The following is an 18976-nucleotide window of genomic DNA, read 5'->3' as shown; positions in this document are numbered from 1 at the left end:
TGTGGAGCGTAACTAAGGTAAGTATTTTCTGAAAAAGAGCCGATAAGTGGCACTGACTCTGTCAATCTGTCAGCCGCCACGGTATTGGAACAGGATTTGACGCCCGCCAGTTACCAGTAACCTCATCTTTACTATATACGATGGAAACCGTACAGAACGAAAAAGGCGAATCCACGCGGGGCCAGATCTCGATCCATACCGAGAATATCTTCCCGATCATTAAAAAATTCCTGTATTCCGATCACGAGATTTTCCTGCGCGAATTGGTCTCGAATGCAGTCGACGCTACCCAGAAACTACGCCAGCTGTCGTCATTTGGCGAATTCGGTGGCGAATTGGGCGGCCTGAAGGTAACGGTCACGCTCGATGAAGAAGCCAAAACGATTACTGTCAGCGACAACGGTATTGGTATGACCGCTGAAGAGATCAAAAAGTATATCAACCAGATCGCCTTCTCAGGCGCGTCGGATTTTTTAGAGAAGTATAAGGACAAGACAGACGACAAAGGGGCCATTATCGGCCATTTCGGACTTGGCTTCTACTCTGCCTTTATGGTAGCCGAGCAGGTTGAAATCATCACTAAATCGTACCGGGACGGTGCTGAAAGCGCGCGGTGGGTATGTGATGGCTCGACAGAATTTGAGCTGACGCCTGCCGAAAAGACGGAACGCGGTACGGATATTATCCTGCACATTGCGCCCGATTCGGAAGAGTTTCTGGACAAGGCCCGGCTGCGGACTATTCTCGACAAGTACGCCCGTTTCCTGCCTACCCCGGTTGAGTTCGATGGCCAGACCGTGAACAATACCACGCCGATCTGGACCAAGTCGCCTGCCGACCTGACCGACGAGGACTACAAATCATTTTACCGTGAGCTGTATCCAATGGGCGAGGAACCCTTGTTCTGGATTCACCTCAACGTCGATTATCCATTCAACCTGACGGGTATTCTGTATTTCCCGCGCATCAAAAACGAACTACGGTTCCAGCGCGAAAAAATCCAGCTGTATAGCCGCCAGGTATTTATCACCGACGAAGTTAAGGATGTTGTGCCCGACTTCCTGATGATGCTCCACGGCGTTATCGACTCGCCGGATATTCCACTGAACGTGTCGAGAAGCTTCCTTCAGGCCGACAGCAGTGTCAAGAAAATCAACGGGTATATCACCCGCAAAGTAGCCGATAAACTCAACGATCTGTTCAACACCGACCGTAAAGGTTTTGAAGAAAAGTTCGACGATATCGGCCTGTTCATCAAGTACGGCATATTGAGTGATGAGAAGTTCTGGGAAAAAGCAAAAAGCTTCGTATTACTCAAGAACACCGAAGGCCAGTATGCTACCCTGGACGAATACCGGGAGAAGATCCAGGCGAACCAACTCGATAAGAACGAAACGCTGGTGATGCTGTATACCTCCGACCGGAAGCAGCAGGATGCTTATATCGCATCGGCTGTTCGGCGCGGTTACGATGTGTTGCTCCTGGACAACGTCATCGATTCTCACTTTATCAACGCTCTTGAGCAGAAACTGGAAAAAGTACATTTCCAGCGGGTTGACGCCGATACACTCGATAAGCTGATTGACAAAGGGCTTAACAACGAGAGCGTACTGTCTGAAGACGACCGGACCAAACTGAAGGATCTGTTTGATCAGGTACTGGACAACAAATCGCTGAACGTAAGTGTCGAAGCCCAACCAATCGATGAGCTACCCGTAACGATCACCATGCCGGAGTTTATGCGCCGGATGAAAGATATGGCGGCTTTGTCGGGTGAGCAGTCGTTCTATGGCAGCCTGCCTGTCAGCTACAATGTTGTTGTGAATGCCAACCACCCCTTGATTGGAAAATTACTGGCAGAAACCAACAGTGATGTACAGACTGCGTTAACGAAGCAGGTATATGACCTTGCCCTGCTTTCGCAGAATATGCTGACCGGTGCAGAATTAACCGCCTTCGTTCGTAGAACGGTAGACGCGTTGTAAAAATAGACGCTAAGTCGATCAAAAGCCGGGCATACGTCCGGCTTTTGCTGTTTAGTGACTGTCACAATTGGCTTTTACTGCTGTAGTGTACTGATAAACAGTAAAATAGGGCTGTAACTTTCTTTTTTTAGTATGATGACTAAAAAAGGATTTGTTTGGTTGGCTATCGAGCTAGTGGTGGTACTTGGCCTGGGTTTCCTGTCAGGAGGCACCCAACAGGCGGTAAAGCCGGTATCTACGCCCAAGTTCAAACTGATTCCCGGCAAGAAATTTTATTTCAACTCATTCGTGGATTGTAATATGGCCGAAGCCTGGGTTGGCGACACCTTTCGTATTTTTCCCGGTAAGCATGGCGAAGACCCCGTATGGGGTTATTCCAATGAACTGAAATTTGCCGATGGGCGCAACGCCGATGAAGCGTTCAGCCGGGGAGCGGATGATTTCAAAACACCTGCTCTGCCGAAAAATGTACCACCGAACCAGGCTGGGTTGCATGGAGCAGTCTGGTTCGAAACCGTTTATCAGGACACCCACGATCGATCTGGCCGTACTTTATACGGCGTTTATCACAACGAAAATTACCCGGAAACACTGCCATACGACGCCGGCACAGGTGAGGGATATATTGATAAAGACTGGCCCCAGGGGCTGAAGGGGCCAACATCGCCGGCAGCCGTGTGCCGAATTGGCATCATGAAATCAACCGATGGCGGGCGTAGCTGGGATAATCGGGGAATTTTTATTGAAGACAAACAGCCCCGTATGATCCTGAAACCTCAAAATACATCGCTTACGTTTGCCGGAGGTGTGGGCGACCCGTCGGCTGTAGCCAGTGGCGATTATTTGTACCTGTTTTATGGCGAGTACGGATACCCTGGCACGTACAATCCAACAACGTACGCTGCCGACAAAGAATACAGCGGGCAATGCATCAGTGTAGCCCGTATTCGACTGGACGATCTGGATAATCCGGTTGGAAAAGCCCGTCGGTGGGATGGCCGGGGCTTCAATGCCTTGCCTGACGGGATCGGAGCGCCTATAATGTCCTTACAGATTCCGAAGCCGACGGGGGGCGGGCCTGCCTCATCACCTACGGGCGGCTTCCACTGGGGACCGTCTGTAAGCTGGAACACTTACCTACAGGCCTGGGTAATGCTGATGGGCAAAGTGGTAGGCCCATCGTGGGCTGGCAGTGACGTGTTTATTTCCTTTAACACCAATGCCGACCTGAGTAAAGGGACTAACGCGCAGCAATGGAGTAAACCGCAACTGCTCCTGAGCCGCCCCGGTCATTTTTTGTGGTACCCATCCTTACAGCCGCTCAATACGCCCGATGATATGGCTCAGAAACGCACTTGTTTGAAGTTAGGGCGGGAAGCCCGTTTGTTTGTCAAAGATATCCTCCCCGAGAAAAGTGTATACCTGTCTGAGTATGTAATCCAGTTTGACAAGTAGCCTCGTCAAACACGTTTGGTAAACCATACTTTTCGCTTCGCCATCAGTCGGTTAATCACAAATATTACCACGACAGCCACAATGATTATGGCTACCAACGGCAATAAAATGGTCAGAACAGACAAAACGAGTGAAGCTATATTTTCGCCTGTGGCCACTACCGGATTCCCCAAACCACCCGTTGTTGCGGTAGAGCCAAGCCGTAGCAAACTCGTTCCTGCCTGTACAATTCCTGCCGAACCGCCCCCCAGCATAAGCCCCAGCCCCCAGTGAATGATCGGGTCGTCTATCTGGAGAAAAGAGGTACTAAGCAACGTTCCGGCAATGATGGACGCCGGTGTGGCGAGCGTGTCGAGTGCATTGTCGAGCCAGGGTATATAGTAGGCACCTAGTTCAAAGGCTGTGGCTACCGACAGTCCTGCCAGCGCAGGCCATCCGCTGAGCCACTCAAACCCGTCCATGGTGCCAACAATCCCCAACTTCGTGGCTGCACTGGCAATGAGCAGCGGTATGAACACCCGGAAGCCACAACAGGCAGCCAGGCCCAGGCCGATACAGGCGCTGCTAATCCATTCGATAGACATACGATTCGTAATTAGTACCGATTACTTTCAGTTGATAAACGATTATCGGTCACAATGTTCTATCCTGCCTGGCTGTCAGTCCACGAACGGATCCAGTCGTTTACGAAAAAAACTGTGGGTTGAAATTCATTAGAAACGCTTCATCGGTTGCCCGCGTCATGGCTGTGTAGAGCCAGCGTACAAACTCATTGTTCACCTGACCATCAGGCAGGAACCCCTGATCGATGAACACGGCGTTCCACTGCCCCCCCTGCGCTTTATGACACGTCAGCGCATACGCAAACTTCACCTGTAACGCATTCAGATAAGGGTCGCGCCGGATGGCTTCCGACCGTTCTTTCTTGCTCTTGATGTAGAAATAATCTTTCGCTACGTTCTCGTACAGAGTTTTGTACTGCTCCGACGAGAGCGACGGCACGGGTGTATGCAGCGTGTCGAGCATGATTTTTGCATCGAAATCGGGTTGCTCCTCATAGTCGACCAGCCGCAGGGTTACGGTGGCGAACCGGAAGCCGTGAAGTTCTTCCTTCTGTCGGATCTTGAGCACTTCCGCAAACTCACCATTGGCCAGAAAGCCAGCCGGAGAATCTTCTTCCAGCACCGTGTAGTTGTTGCGGGCAATCATCAGCATGTCGCCCGCGTCGAGTTCTTCTTCGCACTGGTCGATCATACGCCGGACAAACTGGTTGTATTGCACTGCCGTTTTGTTGGAGCGGCACAGAATCACGGTGTTCTCCCGCCCGTACTTATTGTAGGCATACTGAATACCGTCTTCCAGTTTGGTCATCGGCATTTTGAAAATGTCCCGGAAGGATTTCACATTGAGCCGAATATCGGGAAGGCTTGCGTCTGTAGCCTGACTACCATCGTTCAGCAGCGCGTCGAACCCGACGGCTTTGGGCGTAGCGGTCTCTGTGCCGTCGAGCAGCATCCGGAGCCCGGTAGCATTATAAAGAATGCCGGACTCTTCGTCCTGACGCATGACTTCGGTAAGCTCCTGCTCGAAGACAGTCATGTCGAACGAACTGGCCAGAAAACCCCGGTCCAGGGCGGGGCTCAGCTCGCGGCCAACGGGGGGTAACTGAGCGGTGTCGCCCACAAGCAATAGCTTGTTGCCTTTGTTCTCAAATACATAATCGATCAAATCTGTCAGTAGCCCCTTCCCTCCGAAGTCGGCCTCATCGGAAATCATCGAGGCCTCATCGACGATAAAGAGCGTGTCTTCGTGGTAATTTTTCTGCCGGTCGAAGGCCAGCGTTCCGGAGCCAGGGTCGGCTACCTGCCGGTATATTTTGCGGTGAATGGTCTGGGCTGGTTTCTTGGCGTAGTTGGCCATCACTTTCGCTGCCCGCCCCGTAGGTGCCAGCAGAATGGATTTATAGCCAAAGCGGGGCAGTACTTTTATAAGAGTACCAACCAGTGTGGTCTTACCTGTACCGGCATACCCCCGTAGCAGGAAGCAGTCACGATAGCGTTCAAATTCCTCCTGGGCGATGAAGTGACCAATCTGATCGAAGAATTGCAGCTGACCAGAGGTTGGCTTATAAGGGAAACGTTTGGCCAGTAACTGGGCAGCCGTTTGAGTTTCGTTCATGCGTCTAATTTACGAAAAAACGAGCAAAGAGGAAAGCCATCGCCGGCGGCAAAAGACAGAATGTCTACCTAATGAAACCCATTTCTTTTTTTTCGTCTTTCCCCGGTATGCTTTCCTTATTTCTGTTTTTTTTAGTACTTTCACCGACCACTAAACCCCTATCAATCATGAAAATAAGTCAGATCCTCCAGGGAAAAGCTATCAATGCGCTTTACACGGTTACCTCAGACCAAACCGTGCTGGACGCCCTTAAGCTCATGGCTGAGAAAAACATTGGGGCGGTACTGGTCGTCGATGAGGGTCAGCTGACGGGCATCTTTTCTGAGCGCGATTATGCCCGCAAGGTTATTTTAAAAGACCGCAGTTCGGGCGATACCCGTATCGGTGAGGTCATGACCTCTCAGGTTATAACCATCGAGCCAGATCAGCGTATTGAAGCGTGTATGGTCATTATGTCGGATAAACACATTCGCCACCTGCCCGTAGTAAGAAGTGGTGAGCTGTTGGGTATCATATCCATCAACGACGTTGTTACGGCTATCATTCGCGATCAGAAAACCCGCATCGATTCGCTCGAAAGCTACATATCCGGAAGCCCCTATTAAGGAATAGCGACGAAAAGTGACCAACACTTTGTTACCTTTGCGTCCCAAAGTAGCTAGTTGACTGTGACGCAGGTAGTAGATAAGTCCGTTGTTGATTCTCCCCGGCAAGAAGTGCTGAAGTTGTATGGAAACCGGTTACGACTGCGCGTATGCGGTCTCTACCGTGACGGTGATCGTTTGTTGATGGTTCGCCATCGGGGTATTGGTCCAACCGACACATTCTGGTGCCCGCCCGGTGGTGGCGCCCAGTTTGGCGAGGCAGCGCCCGACGCGCTGATCCGCGAATTTTCGGAGGAAACGGGTTTAGATGTCCATGTCGGTCCGATGCTCTTCGTTAACGAGTTCATGCAGCCTCCGCTGCACGCTATGGAGTTATTCTTCGAGGTTCAGGCAACGGGTGGAACGCTTCATCAGGGTACCGACCCCGAAATGGGTATCGATGAGCAGATCATTCAGGAGGTAAAGCTGATGAGCTTTGCCGAAATCAAGCAATACCCGCCCGAGGAGGTACATGCCTTGTTCCAATACTGTGACTCGCTCGATGATGTTTTCCGGTTGCGGGGTTATTTACAGCCTTAAGCCGGTAGCTTGTTTTCTGATGGTCAATGAGACAAGCCGCCGAATTTTGAGTATGTTTATTCCCCTCACTTATTCCTAACCGTTAGTTACGCTGAACTTGTGTCGACCGTTGTAACCCTCACACCTACTGTAACGATTCGTTCCGCTGCGTTCGACTCCATAAGCACCGATAAGTCGGTGCTGTGTATTGAAGTTGGACGTGACCGACTGCGGATTATGGTCCAGGATGAGCGCAGACGGGGATGCTATCTGGAAGACTACACGTTTCCTTCCTTGTTGACAGATCATACGCTGACAAACATCCTGCCCGATGTGTTTCGCGATCACCCGGTGCTGTCGGTGGGTACATGGCAGGAAATTCGGGTAGGTGTTAACTCGCCCTCGTTTACGCTGATACCACAGCCATTGTTTCGGAAAGAATACGCAAACAGCTACCTGGCCCTGATGCGAGGCAGTACATTGCCTGCTCATGAGTTTGCGCATGCCTATGCCCATGAGACCGAGGGGTTTCTGTCGGTTTTCAATCTGGAGCATCCGCTATACGATTATTTCTCAGGGGCCTATCCACTGCAGCCGCTCCGGTTTATTCACCAGGCGGGTTCCCTGATTCAGGCGACCGCCGATCTGGCCCGGCGATCGCTTGCCGCCAATACGGTGTGGTTGTATTTCGACGACGAATTTGTTACCGTTATCTGCCGGGAGTCGAATCAGTTACGTTACTGCAACCGGTTTGGCTACAAAAACCCGCAGGACCTTTCTTACTATATTCTTTATGCGCTGGACGAGCAGAATTTGCTGCCTGAAACAGCTGCTGTTGTTTTGTACGGAGAGATAACGCCGTTCGCTGACTCCTATACGTCCTTGAGTCAGTTTCTTCCCAATTTGTCGTTTGGCCAGATTCCTCCCGGACTTAGTGTTGACAGTGAATTTGATGACTTACCCGAACATCGCTACCTGAGCTTGTATGGGCTTGCTTTGTTGAGCGATTGATCTGTGTGGCCAACTAATGTTATTATGAAACGTACTGCTCTCTTTCCGGGTTCTTTCGACCCGTTTACCAAAGGTCACGAGGATATCGTTCTGCGCGGGTTGAAATTGTTCGATGAGGTCGTTATCGGCATCGGACGGAATGCCCGCAAGGAACGCTACTTTCCACTGGAGCAGATGATACGGCTCATAGAAGAAGCTTTTCGGCAATACCCGGCCGTACGCGTTATTAGCTATGACGACCTAACCGCCAATGTAGCGCGCAACGAAGGAGCCCGTTTTCTGCTGCGTGGCCTGCGCAACACCACCGATTTTGAATATGAAAACGGTATTTCGCAGGTCAACCGCTATGTATATCAGGAAGTAGAAACCGTGTTTTTAATTACGTCCCCGTTACTGGCTCCCATCAGTTCGAGTATTATCCGCGATCTGCACCGCTACGGCCAGCGTGTCGATGAGTTCCTTCCTTATAAACTGGCTGAGTAGGCGGGAGCCCTCACACCCCCTTATCGCTTTCCGCCTTCTACCCCGTTGACTGACTTACTCATTTCATCGATTACATATCGGATCGAACTAAAGGAGTTGGTAAGAACCAGCTGCGTTTCCCGGCGATTGAGCCAGGCAAGTTTCTCGATGTCTTCGTCTTCCTGAGGGGCCATACCCGTATCGTCCAGAACCTCCATCTGGTACCATTTCGTGCGTTTCAGAATGGGGTTGCCGTTCAGCGAATAAGTGTGCCAGGTGGTGCAGATGCGATCACCCACCGATACCTTAACGCCCGTTTCTTCTTCTACCTCCCGCGCAGCGCCCTGCCTCGACGATTCGCCATCGTCTAACTTCCCTTTGGGCAGATCCCAGACACCCCGACGGAACATAAGCAGCAATCGGTTGCCTTTGCTCACCACGCCCCCGGCCGCTTTGATGATCTTGAACGGTTTCTTCATCGCTGCTTCACAGTCAGCTTTGATCAGACAGCCCAACGTAACGGATAAGAGCTGGCTGGTATCGGTCTTCTGAAAAAGCGACAGCAGCTTTTCTACCGTAGCCGGTGTTGCATTCAGGACCAGCAAGTGACCGTGCAGAAAGTTGCCTTTCAGCGCATCAAGCCGGGCGTCGAGAATATGGTCATAGTCGGTAAAGACTTGCTGATTTGACGGATCTATAGGGGCCGAACTAATCAACTGGGAAGCGGCCTTGGGGCCAACGAGCCGTATAGGGCGGTCGTGAATGAAAACAATCATCAGGGCAAAAGCGGTTCAAAGTGTAAAAGTAACAAAACCCAGGGTCTCTGTCCTAGTTGAACTGATTGGAAACGATTTCCATTTCTTTATTTTTGCACCAGTCCAATTCGCTCCCTTTGTGGAAATCCTCCTCATTTTATTGTTGACAATTCTGAATGGCGTGTTTTCCATGTCAGAAATTGCGCTCGTTTCTTCCCGACGATCCAAACTGGAAACCGCTGCCAAAAATGGCGACCGACAGGCACAGGTGGCGCTGGATCTATTTAATTCGCCCAATCGATTTCTGTCGACGGTGCAGATTGGTATCACACTGATTGGTATCTTACTGGGTATATTTTCGGGCGATAAACTCACGACCGACGTACAGAATCTGGTTGCTCAGGTTGAAATTGTGCGTCCTTATGCGCATTCGGTAGCAGTCGTGCTGGTATTGTTATTTTTGACGTATGTATCGCTGGTGTTTGGCGAGCTGGTGCCCAAGCGCATTGGCATGTCCAATCCCGAAGGCATTGCCAAAGCGGTGGCGGCCCCCATGATTCTGCTCTCGCGGCTAACGTCGCCTTTCATTGCGTTGCTTACCCTGTCGAGCGATCTGCTCCTTAAACTACTTCGGATACGTCCCAACGAAAGTGCCGTAACAGAAGAAGAAATCAAAAGTTTGATTCAGGAGGGTACCTCCGGTGGAGCCATCGAAGAAATCGAACAGGAGATCGTACAGAATGTTTTTCAGCTGGGTGATCGTAAAATTACATCGTTGATGACCAACCGGCAGGAAATCGTGTACCTCGATCTGGAAGACGAACCGGCCGAAAACCGGGAAAAAATCCTGAACTACCGACATTCTGTTTTTCCGCTCTGCAATGGTGGGGTAGATGACGTGGTTGGCCTGATCTACACCAAGGATTTACTCGGTAAAGACCTCGACACCGAGTTGCTGCGTCTGCGGGATGTGAAACGGGATGCTCTGTTTGTGCCGGAGAACAACCGCGCTTATCAGGTACTGGAGCGGTTCAGGGAACGGAAGCAGTATGTCGGTATCATCGTCGACGAGTACGGGGGGGTGTTGGGTATGGTAACCCTGAACGATATTCTGGATGTGCTGGTAGGTGACATCAACGACGATACCGATTCCGACTATGAGATCCGTGCGCGCGAAGACGGTACGTATCTAATTGATGCTCAGATACCGTTCGAAGACTTTTTATCCTATTTCAGTATCACGGTCAGCGCCCAGACCCGGCGTGACCTTACGGGTTTCGATACGCTTGGTGGCTTCGCCCTGCACATTCTGAAAGATATTCCACAAACGGGTGAGACATTCATCTGGCAGGCCTATCGCTTCGAAATTGTAGACATGGACAAAAGCCGGATTGATAAAATTTTGGTGAGCAAACTGGACGAAGAGTGAACTTGTTTGAACAGCCGGGCCGTCTGATGGGTTAGGTAGTAAACCAAAAACAACGACGACCATGCGCTATTTCATGCCCGATACCAGTGACCTGACCGGCGGAAACTCCAGCAGCCGTGTCCCGTCGAACATGGAGAACGATCCTAACGCCGACGAAGAAATTATTGATCAAACGACGGGCGATCCCTCATCACAGGATCAATATCCCCGGCCAGCCAATGGGCCAAAAATTGCCCCGGATGACCTGGCAGATTCAATTGCCTACGCGCTGGATGGAAGCGGCCCCGGCCCAACCAATGACAAACCGAATGTTTCCGGTCATAAAGTAATTACGGAAGGAATAACGGGCGCAGGGCCCGATGATGAAGAAGCAGCCCTACGCGATTAACGAAACGCAATTAGCGGTACAAAGATCAGGGGTTGAACGGGGTTGATTGCGTCCTGCAATCAACCCCGTTCAACCCCTGATCTTTGGTATTACACGACTTCTTTATACTGCATGCGATACAGGTTGGCATAGGCACCCTCACGTTGCAGCAGTTCCTCATGGTTACCCTGTTCAACAATCCGGCCTTTGTCTACAACGATGATGTTATTGGCTTTCTGGATCGTTGACAGACGGTGAGCAATCACAATGGCCGTACGGCCTTTCATCAGCTTACTGATAGCCTGCTGGATCATTTCCTCTGTTTCGGTATCGACCGAGGAAGTGGCTTCATCGAGCACGATGATTCGAGGGTCCTGAACCATGGCCCGCACAAACGAAATCAACTGCCGCTGACCAACCGAAAGCGTCGATCCACGCTCCATTACGTTATAGTCGTAACCACCCGGCAACCGCTCAATGAAGTCGTGGACACCCACCAGTTTGGCGGCTTCCACCATTTTTTCGCGGCTTATTCGCTTATCACCGAGTGTAATATTATTTTCGATGGTATCGGAGAACAGGAAAACATCTTGTAGAACGACGCCAATATTCCGGCGCAGATAGCCCAGTTCGTACTCGTGAACATCGACGCCATCGACCTCGATGGTGCCTTTGTTAATGTCGTAAAACCGGCTCAACAGATTGATGATCGAGGACTTACCCGCACCCGTAGCGCCTACGAACGCCACCGTTTCTCCTTCGCTTACTTTAAAGGAGATATCGCGCAGAACGTAATCTTCATTGTTATACGCAAACCAGACATGGTCGAAGGTGACCTCACCCCGAATGGTGGCGGGTGTGTGCTTCCCGTCGTTGGCCGTAAACTCCTCGCTATCCAGCAACTTCAGAATCCGGTCGGTACTGACAATCCCCATCTGGAGCGTATTGAAACGATCGGCCAGCATCCGGATGGGGCGGAAGAACAGGTTGATGAACATAACAAACGCCGTGATCGTACCGAACGTAACATCGGAACTGATCACCTGTCGGGCACCATACCAAACCACCAGCCCAACGGCAACGGCAGCAATGATATCAGCTACCGGGTAATACACGGAGTAATACCAGATCGACCGGATGTTGGCTTTCCGGTGCTGGTCGTTGATCACGCGGAATTTTTCGGACTCGATCTGCTCACTACCAAAAATCTGGACAATGTTCATTCCGGTAATGTGCTCCTGTACGAACGAATTCAAATTAGCCACCGCTGTTCGAACTTCATTGAAGGAGGTTTTAATTTTTTCTTTGAACACATACGTACTGAACAACATCAGCGGAATTGTCGACAGACTAATGGCCGCCAGCCGCCAGTCGGTGTAAAACATTACGCCAATGATGAGCACCAGTTGCAGCAGATCGCCTGCAATAGCTGCCATACCTTCTGTAAATACATCGGCCAGGGTTTCAACGTCGGAGATAGAGCGGGTAACCAGGCGGCCAATTGGCGTGTTATCAAAGAATTTGAGCCGTAGCTGAATGATTTTACGATACAGTTGCACCCTGATATCACGAATGATGTACTGCCCCAGCCAACCCGACAGATAGGTATTGGAAAATTGCACAACCGCCTGCACAACCAGCACCCCAATCATCAGCATAAGCATCAGGGTTAGCTGTGGATAATCGCCGGAAGCAATGACCGTATCTATGGTGTAGCGTATGAGCAGGGGCGTCAGTGGGGCCAGACAGGCCGCCAGCATAATGATGCCGATCAGGGAATAAAAACGCATTTGATACGGCTTCACAAACGCGTAAAGCCGCCGTAGGATAGCTACGTCGAATATTCGACCGCTTTTTTGTTCTTCGTTCACAGGAAAGCAACAATTGGGGTGTGTCCCGACCGTACAGGCTGATAAGGTACTGAGGCTTCAGCCGGACGAGTTCAGAGTGGTAACAGTGTTTCAAAGCCGAACGTTTCAGTATACCAGCCTTATCGGCTCGCCAGAAATGGATTCTGGTAGGCAAAAAAGAAAAAGCCGCCCTCGGTGTTGAGGGCGGCTTTCGCGGAAAACAGGGCGCGTTAGTCCAGTTCTACTGTCCGCTCGCGGGCAATGGCAGCCTGATGCGGCTCCGCCGTTTCGATGGGTCCGGCTAGTAGCTCGGCGTCGATAGCATCGGCCGTGTGCTCGTAGGGGTAAAATTTACCTTTGGGTAACCAGTAGACCAACAAGCCGGTATAAGCCAGGGCCAGAGTAGCCGCTGTCTGCCCAACAAGGGGCTGTTTTATCCATTGGCGGCTGGCAATACCGCCAAAGCCTGCCACAAAAGGAAGCATGTACCAGGGGTCGTTCAGGTGCCGGGCAATACCATAACCCGCCAGAGCCGTTGCGCCCAGAATACCGGCGGCCAGTGGCGCATCGCGCTCTTCCTTGTTTTCCCAAAGACCAAGGGTCAACAGCGTATTGGGAGTACCAACAACGGTAGCAGCCGTGAGCCAGCCCGCGTATAAGCTCACTGGAATTCGGAGGTACTTTTCCGGAGCGGGAACGTCGGTTCGGCCAATTTCCAGACTATGGTGCAGGGCCAGGGCCGCCGGTAAATTGAGTTTGGTAGTCAAGTCGGAAATAACCACGCTGCGGGGGTCGTTTTGGGAGAAGTAGCGCCCAAAGATGGCGTTGAGCGTCCAGCTGGCCAGCCACCAGGGCAAGGCTTTCTGATAGCGCGGATTCATGGATTGGCTGGGCAACGCCTGATGAACAAGCAGGGCACCCAGACCCGTATATACGGTCGACCAAACGACACCAAAGGACCAGCCCGCCGGTACGATCAGATTTTTGTCGAATACTTCCTGGTATTCGACGGGTACGTCATATTCGGGTGCCGACGAATCGGGTTGGCGTTCCCGGCTTTGTTTTCGGGAGCGACTGCTCGACGTTGTCGTGTACAGAATGCTGCCAACCGCAAAGACTGCGGTAGCAATGCGCCAGATTGAGGAATTTTTCATGGTACGTCCGTTTAAGCGTTCTGAATGCGTAAAACGAATTCGTGCCACAACTCAGAAAAGCTGTGGCACGAATGAATTACTCGTTAAGGATTTCTCAGGCAAAGGTGTTGGACAAGACCTGACTGGCTATCTTCTTAATACCTGCCCACTTATCCACCGCTGAATCTTTTGCTGAGCTAAGCGATTCGTCGGCATCGTCAAAGAGGTCCATGGCCTGATCTTTCAATTTGCCAGCCTGGTACCGATAGCGGGCCTTATCGATCGGGCTGCTGCTGTTGTAAGCTGTTACCAGCGCAAAGCCTGCCAGCACCGCTACACCAAAGCCAATTCCCCAGACAATTCCCGAAGTGCTGTCTTTCTTACTTACTTTCTCTGTTTGGGGGGTTAGCATCTTACGCATGCCAGCAGCCAGCGTTTCCTGCGGAGACACATAAGCCATCAGTTCCTGAGCCTTGTTGCCAACACCACCCGGTATCACTTTGGCTTCGCCTTTCAGCAATGCCTTATAAGCGTCTTTGGCCACCATCGCCGGATCGTCCAGCATATCCTCGACGTTCAGTTTCGGAGCACCCGCTTCCCGGAAGAAGTTCGTGGCTGTGGCGTTAGGCATCAGGGCCGTCATGGTCACGTTCGTGTCCTTTATCTCGTTGATAAGTGACTGCGTCAGGTTCCAGATGTAGGCTTTCGTGGCGGCATAGACGGCCATTAACGGGAAGGGAGTAATGGCAACCAGCGAGGCCAGTTGTAAAATACGACCCTCATTGCGGGCGACCATGTCCTTCAAAAACAACTTGGTCATCTGAGTGGTCGCCAGCACGTTCAGGTGAACGATCTTTTTCTCCCGCTCCCAATCGGTTTCGGTAGCAAAGTTGCCGTAGGTACTACCACCCGCATCGTTGACCAGAATATTGACCGTGATGCCTTTTTCCAGTACCTGATTGTATACGTCCTGTGCCGCGTCCTCTTCCGACAGGTCTTTCTTGATGACAGTAATATTCTGAATGCCGTAGTTGCTCTTAAATACATCGGCCAGGCGGTCGAGGGTATCTTCTCTCCGGCCAACCAGCACGAGATCATAACCATCCTGGGCAAATAACTTGGCTAATTCCTGACCGATACCGCTCGATGCGCCGGTAATTAAGGCTGTTTTTCCTGTTCCTGAATTCATAATAGTTCAGTGATTAATGAATAGTTAACTGCTTACTGAACTACCACCAGCTGAAGTTGTTCGACAAAGCGAGTTCAGGCAGCGCTTGCGTAGCCTAAGTCGTTACAGGTAACTAAGACAAAATGGGTGCTGATTGGTTACTATAACAAAAACGGAAACCTTGTATGAAAACGCTGTTATTGACAGTCAGTTTATTGGCATCGCTGCTGGCTGGCTGTTCCCCTTATCGGTTGGTTCGTAACGAGTCGGATAAAGCCGCAACCTGGTCCGCTTATCGTACGTTTGCTTTTGTCGATACCAACCGAATCGATCCCACACCCCGCGATGCCTATCAGGTTGCGGTAGAGCAGGTGAAGCAGGCTGTAGCCGCCGAACTGGTGAAGCGGGGCTACCAGCCAACCCGCGATAACCCGGACCTGCTGGTGAATCTGGGCGCAGTAGTCAGGGAGAAAACGCAAACCCGCCAGACCAACATTACCGAAGCACCCCTGTATATCGGGCAACGACGGTATTCGTGGCGAAGCCAGGAGATACCGGTCAGTACCTACAATGAAGGTACCGTTAGTCTGCATATCGTGGATGCTCAGCGAACGGCGCTTTTGTGGGATGTCGCCGTATCGAGCGTATTGAACCGGCGCGGTGTGACACCGGTCCAGATTGGGGAAGCCGTTGCGAAAGTGTCCGACAAGTTTCCCGGCAACCGTAAATAACCTGAATTCGGGTTTAGATTTGGCCCGTAGGGCCTTCACAGCGTAGCGTCGGTGGGCCGCGTGAGGTCTACAGTGTTAGCAATAGCCCAGGCCCCACCAATACACAGAGCATCTTCAACCAGCGCCACGACCGGATCGGATACACCCTGGCTGTGGGTCAGCCATTGGCGAAGGTGAAAAAAAGCAAGCGTACTGGCTACAGCGCCCAGCACACCGGCAGCCGCTCCTATCGGAATGCTAGCCTCTTCAACCTGGCTCAGAAAACCTCCGCAGGCGGCTCCCGATACCATACGGCCTCCAAACTGGAAGGGAACGGTACGGTCGGGGATGCCGGGAAACTTGTCAGTGATTACTTCAATACCCGCCAGCACCTCCAGCGACCTGACCATAGTTGGCTGGGTCACAAAGTGAAGCGGGGTGTTGGGTTGTTGAGCCGGGGGGGTGCCGGCCAGTTTGCGGCTTAGAAAAGCAGGACTGACCAACGTCCGCATCCCGATGGAGAGGCCCAGACCAAAAGCTTTCAAATACGTTTGCATCATGATAATATCCTTTGTTATCGTTGACTAACTTATGGTGGCAGCCCGGAACAGCCGATGCCATCAGCCATTGAAAACGGCTGTTTACCGCATAGGTTTAGTTACCAGTTGCTCAAGTGAGGCAGTGCGGCCCATAAGTAGGATAACGTGAATTCGGGATCATCCTGGGCTAAAACGTTAAATAAGTAAACAAGGAGTGATGTGAGCCACACAAAAAAAGCTCTCCTATGATTGGGAGAGCTTTTTTTGTGTGGCTCATGCTTATCAGGCAAGAGCGTCTTCAACGTCTGCTTCGGCATGAGAGGCCGTTGCTTTCACTGAGTCGGCCACCGACTTAACGGCTTGTTTGGCAGAACCATAAGCTCGTCCGGCCTTATAACGGTACCGGGCCCGGTTCAACGCACTACTGTTTTTATAGGTAGCCACAACGACAAGCCCCGCTAGGGCAATAGTAGCCACTCCAATGCCTACTGCCAGTGCAAAGGATGATTTATCCTTGTCGGCTTCGGCCTGACTCTTCATCTGGGCGCGCGCTGTCTGGCTAACAACGGAGTCGGGCAGGACCCGGAAGGCCGCAGCTTGTATTTTAGTGGAGAATCCGGCAATGACTTTGTCTTTTCCTTTCATCAGCGCCATATAGCCCTCTTTGGCTACGTCGGCAGGGTCCATCGAGCGTGCCTGCTCCTGGGCTACCGTATTCATCGCACCGGCTTTATTGAAGAAGTCGGTATCTGTGGCGGGCGGCATAAGCACTGTAATCGATATGTCGGTTTCCTTCACTTCATTCCGCAAGGCTTCGGAAAAAGAATAAATAAACGACTTGGTCGCTCCGTATACTGCCATCAATGGGTTAGGCATAATCGACGCAATAGAGCCTAACATCAGGATTTTACCCTCATTGCGCTGTACCATGTCTTTCAGGAACAACTTGGTCAGGTGGACGAGGGCGGTTAAGTTGACCTGAATGACGTCCAGTTCTTTCTGCAAACTGGTTTCGGTAGCAAACTTGCCATATTCACCGAAGCCTGCGTTATTGACCAGCGTGTTGATGGTTATCTGTTGCCGTGCTACCTCGTCGTAGATCTCCTGAGGGGCCTCTGGTCTCGACAGGTCCTTTTCAATGACCGTAACCGATGCTGTTCCAAACTGATGTTTGAACTTCTCGGCCATATCCTGCAATTTATCCTGGCTACGCGCTACCAGTACCAGATTATAACCATCTTTAGCAAACAGGGTTGCCAGCTCCCGGCCAATCCCGCTCGACGCCCCCGTTATGAGGGCCGTTTTTCCAACGTCTGTTGTCATATTAGTTGAGTAAAATAGTAGAGTTAACTACTAGTCAACGCGACGTCGGCAAAGTTGTTCGGGGAATGGGTTACTTCACTACTACCTTTAAATCGATCTTACGCAGGGCGGGTCTGGCCACTCTACTGGTATCGAGCCGACTTACGCCCGTCCCCCGACCGATGGCATCTATACGTATGAAATCGATCCCGGCGGCTGTTAGCTGTTGCTTGATCTGGTTTACGCGCTTAAACGACAGGCTCTTGTTTGTTAAGCCACGCCCCTGTGCGTCGTTGGCATAGCCAATAAGCTGAACCTGCAAACGAGGGTAGGTTTTCATCAGCGTCGCCAGTTCGTTGATGACAGGCACAGAAGCCGGCGTCATCGATAGTGAACCCGGCTGAAACGTGATGCCCGTCAGCGGAAATATACGCCCTTTGGGCAAGCCTACATTGCCTACATACGGAGCCAGTTGCTGGGTAAGAGCAGTAGCAGTAGCAGTTACAGCGGTTGGCGTAGCTGGTGAGGCTGTGGTCAATGCGGTGGGGGACTTAGGCACTGGTTTCGGCGCTACCTCGCTGGGAACAGCCAGGGATCGGGAAACGGTATCTGATTTGACGGTATCGCTGGTAATGGGCAGTACATCGGTCAGTGACTGGTCGTTGGAGTGATTCTGGGTGTTTTGGTATACGTAAAAGGCCACTGCTCCCAAAGCCAATACCAGCAGGGCTCCCATTCCCCATTTTACCAGCGAACTATTTTCGTCGCTCGAATCATCTGGCTCATAACTTATAGCCGGGCGTGTTGCGGTTGATACCGTTCTGGCTGCCGGGCTGGGCTGGGGTGCAGACTGACGGGTGGGGGGGTCGACTGTGTTTCTGCGGGCAGGCATTGCCATACCCCCCACAATATGCTGAAGGCCAACTTTCTCGATGAGCCGGGGCATAAATTCGTCCGGTACCGCATTGACAAAGGCTTCCCGCTCGGAGAACAGGGAAGCCGCCAGTCCGTCGGCATCCAGTTTCTGGTCGATAACGCGTTTACCCAGTACATGAAGTACCACGGTAGTCGTCAATCCGAGCAGTGAAATCGCCGATGAGTTACGAATGCCGGCATAACCCGAAATCATGCTGCCAATCGAGCTTTTCATGGCGGGCAGAAGATGGCTGATCACGTCATTGCCCTGCGCAATCAGCGTGTTGGTCTGGGACGGATCGCGAAGTACCGTAATCAGATTATCTGTCAGTTTACCATCGTACCGACCTTTTTGAATATGATTAAAGAGCTGATTAACGCCAATTTCGGTAGTAGTACGCTTCATGAGCCCACCAATGATGGTATAGACGAGGCCGTCAACGGCTTTGCGGGCTTTCTCCGTTGGCTCGTCTACATACGCAGCAATGCGCGATAGGACATCCGGGCTGAGAACGTCATTAAATGTGGTAAACAAATTCATATAGTAAATAGCT

The 18976-nt window shown here is 51.5% G+C and carries 18 protein-coding genes; 9 read left to right on the top strand and 9 right to left on the bottom strand.

The features are described 5' to 3' along the window. Positions 1-140: 140 nt before the first annotated feature. Complete coding sequence (gene htpG, locus FH603_RS05275; protein ID WP_186736420.1) at positions 141-1985, top strand: molecular chaperone HtpG; 1845 nt, start codon at positions 141-143, stop codon at positions 1983-1985. Between the two features lie 132 nt (positions 1986-2117). Beyond that, a complete protein-coding gene (locus FH603_RS05270; RefSeq protein WP_235985345.1) occupies positions 2118-3440 on the top strand; it encodes a DUF4185 domain-containing protein in 1323 nt (440 codons plus the stop codon). A gap of 5 nt (positions 3441-3445) precedes the next feature. On the opposite strand, the gene FH603_RS05265 is transcribed toward FH603_RS05270, so the two are convergent. Together FH603_RS05265 and FH603_RS05260 are read right to left on the bottom strand one after the other, a co-directional pair. Continuing rightward, the gene (locus tag FH603_RS05265) at positions 3446-4024 is read right to left on the bottom strand and encodes a DUF4126 domain-containing protein (RefSeq protein WP_186736419.1); all 579 of its coding nucleotides are present in this window, start codon (positions 4022-4024) and stop codon (positions 3446-3448) included. 100 nt (positions 4025-4124) lie between these two features. After that, positions 4125-5618 carry an ATP-dependent DNA helicase gene (locus tag FH603_RS05260; protein WP_186736418.1) on the bottom strand — a complete coding sequence of 498 codons (1494 nt, stop codon included), beginning with the start codon at positions 5616-5618 and terminating at the stop codon, positions 4125-4127. A gap of 167 nt (positions 5619-5785) precedes the next feature. Here FH603_RS05260 and FH603_RS05255 point away from each other — a divergent pair, with 167 nt between their 5' ends. The 4 genes from FH603_RS05255 to coaD all read left to right on the top strand — a co-directional run bounded on the left by FH603_RS05255 (position 5786) and on the right by coaD (position 8275). After that, positions 5786-6223, top strand: a complete 438-nt coding sequence (locus tag FH603_RS05255; protein WP_186736417.1) for a CBS domain-containing protein — start codon at positions 5786-5788, stop codon at positions 6221-6223. A gap of 63 nt (positions 6224-6286) precedes the next feature. Further along, complete coding sequence (locus tag FH603_RS05250; protein WP_186736416.1) at positions 6287-6802, top strand: NUDIX domain-containing protein; 516 nt, start codon at positions 6287-6289, stop codon at positions 6800-6802. Positions 6803-6901: 99 nt separating this feature from the next. Continuing rightward, positions 6902-7792, top strand: coding sequence for a DUF3822 family protein (locus FH603_RS05245; RefSeq protein WP_186736415.1), 891 nt, complete (start codon positions 6902-6904; stop codon positions 7790-7792). A 24-nt stretch (positions 7793-7816) separates the two neighbouring features. Beyond that, positions 7817-8275 carry a pantetheine-phosphate adenylyltransferase gene (gene coaD, locus FH603_RS05240; protein WP_186736414.1) on the top strand — a complete coding sequence of 153 codons (459 nt, stop codon included), beginning with the start codon at positions 7817-7819 and terminating at the stop codon, positions 8273-8275. Between the two features lie 20 nt (positions 8276-8295). On the opposite strand, the gene FH603_RS05235 is transcribed toward coaD, so the two are convergent. Continuing rightward, on the bottom strand, positions 8296-9030 hold the full coding sequence (locus tag FH603_RS05235; protein WP_186736413.1) for an NUDIX hydrolase: 735 nt from the start codon (positions 9028-9030) through the stop codon (positions 8296-8298). Positions 9031-9148: 118 nt separating this feature from the next. On the opposite strand from FH603_RS05235, the gene FH603_RS05230 reads away from it, so the two are divergent. Then, positions 9149-10438, top strand: coding sequence for a hemolysin family protein (locus FH603_RS05230; protein WP_186736412.1), 1290 nt, complete (start codon positions 9149-9151; stop codon positions 10436-10438). Positions 10439-10499: 61 nt separating this feature from the next. Beyond that, positions 10500-10826, top strand: coding sequence for a hypothetical protein (locus tag FH603_RS05225; protein ID WP_186736411.1), 327 nt, complete (start codon positions 10500-10502; stop codon positions 10824-10826). Between the two features lie 89 nt (positions 10827-10915). On the opposite strand, the gene FH603_RS05220 is transcribed toward FH603_RS05225, so the two are convergent. From FH603_RS05220 to FH603_RS05210, 3 genes are all read right to left on the bottom strand, one after another. Continuing rightward, positions 10916-12676 (bottom strand): ABC transporter ATP-binding protein, encoded by a 1761-nt coding sequence (locus FH603_RS05220; RefSeq protein ID WP_186736410.1) that lies wholly within the window; start codon positions 12674-12676, stop codon positions 10916-10918. Between the two features lie 209 nt (positions 12677-12885). Further along, positions 12886-13809 (bottom strand): tryptophan-rich sensory protein, encoded by a 924-nt coding sequence (locus FH603_RS05215; RefSeq protein WP_186736409.1) that lies wholly within the window; start codon positions 13807-13809, stop codon positions 12886-12888. Between the two features lie 94 nt (positions 13810-13903). After that, positions 13904-14977 (bottom strand): SDR family NAD(P)-dependent oxidoreductase, encoded by a 1074-nt coding sequence (locus FH603_RS05210; RefSeq protein ID WP_186736408.1) that lies wholly within the window; start codon positions 14975-14977, stop codon positions 13904-13906. Positions 14978-15141: 164 nt separating this feature from the next. Between FH603_RS05210 and FH603_RS05205 the strand changes: the two genes are divergently transcribed. After that, positions 15142-15687, top strand: a complete 546-nt coding sequence (locus FH603_RS05205; protein ID WP_186736407.1) for a DUF4136 domain-containing protein — start codon at positions 15142-15144, stop codon at positions 15685-15687. A gap of 35 nt (positions 15688-15722) precedes the next feature. On the opposite strand, the gene FH603_RS05200 is transcribed toward FH603_RS05205, so the two are convergent. The 3 genes from FH603_RS05200 to FH603_RS05190 all read right to left on the bottom strand — a co-directional run bounded on the left by FH603_RS05200 (position 15723) and on the right by FH603_RS05190 (position 18963). Further along, positions 15723-16226, bottom strand: coding sequence for a DUF4126 family protein (locus FH603_RS05200; protein WP_186736406.1), 504 nt, complete (start codon positions 16224-16226; stop codon positions 15723-15725). 261 nt (positions 16227-16487) lie between these two features. Further along, entirely contained in the window at positions 16488-17528 is a 1041-nt protein-coding gene (locus FH603_RS05195) for an SDR family NAD(P)-dependent oxidoreductase (protein ID WP_186736405.1), read from the bottom strand. A 70-nt stretch (positions 17529-17598) separates the two neighbouring features. Beyond that, positions 17599-18963, bottom strand: coding sequence for an OmpA family protein (locus FH603_RS05190; RefSeq protein WP_186736404.1), 1365 nt, complete (start codon positions 18961-18963; stop codon positions 17599-17601). Positions 18964-18976: the final 13 nt, after the last annotated feature.

The sequence above is a fragment of the Spirosoma utsteinense genome (assembly GCF_014282275.1).
Lineage (GTDB): Bacteria > Bacteroidota > Bacteroidia > Cytophagales > Spirosomataceae > Spirosoma > Spirosoma utsteinense.
The sequence above is the reverse complement of the archived record's forward strand: the minus strand, read 5'-3'. Positions and strand labels throughout refer to the sequence as shown.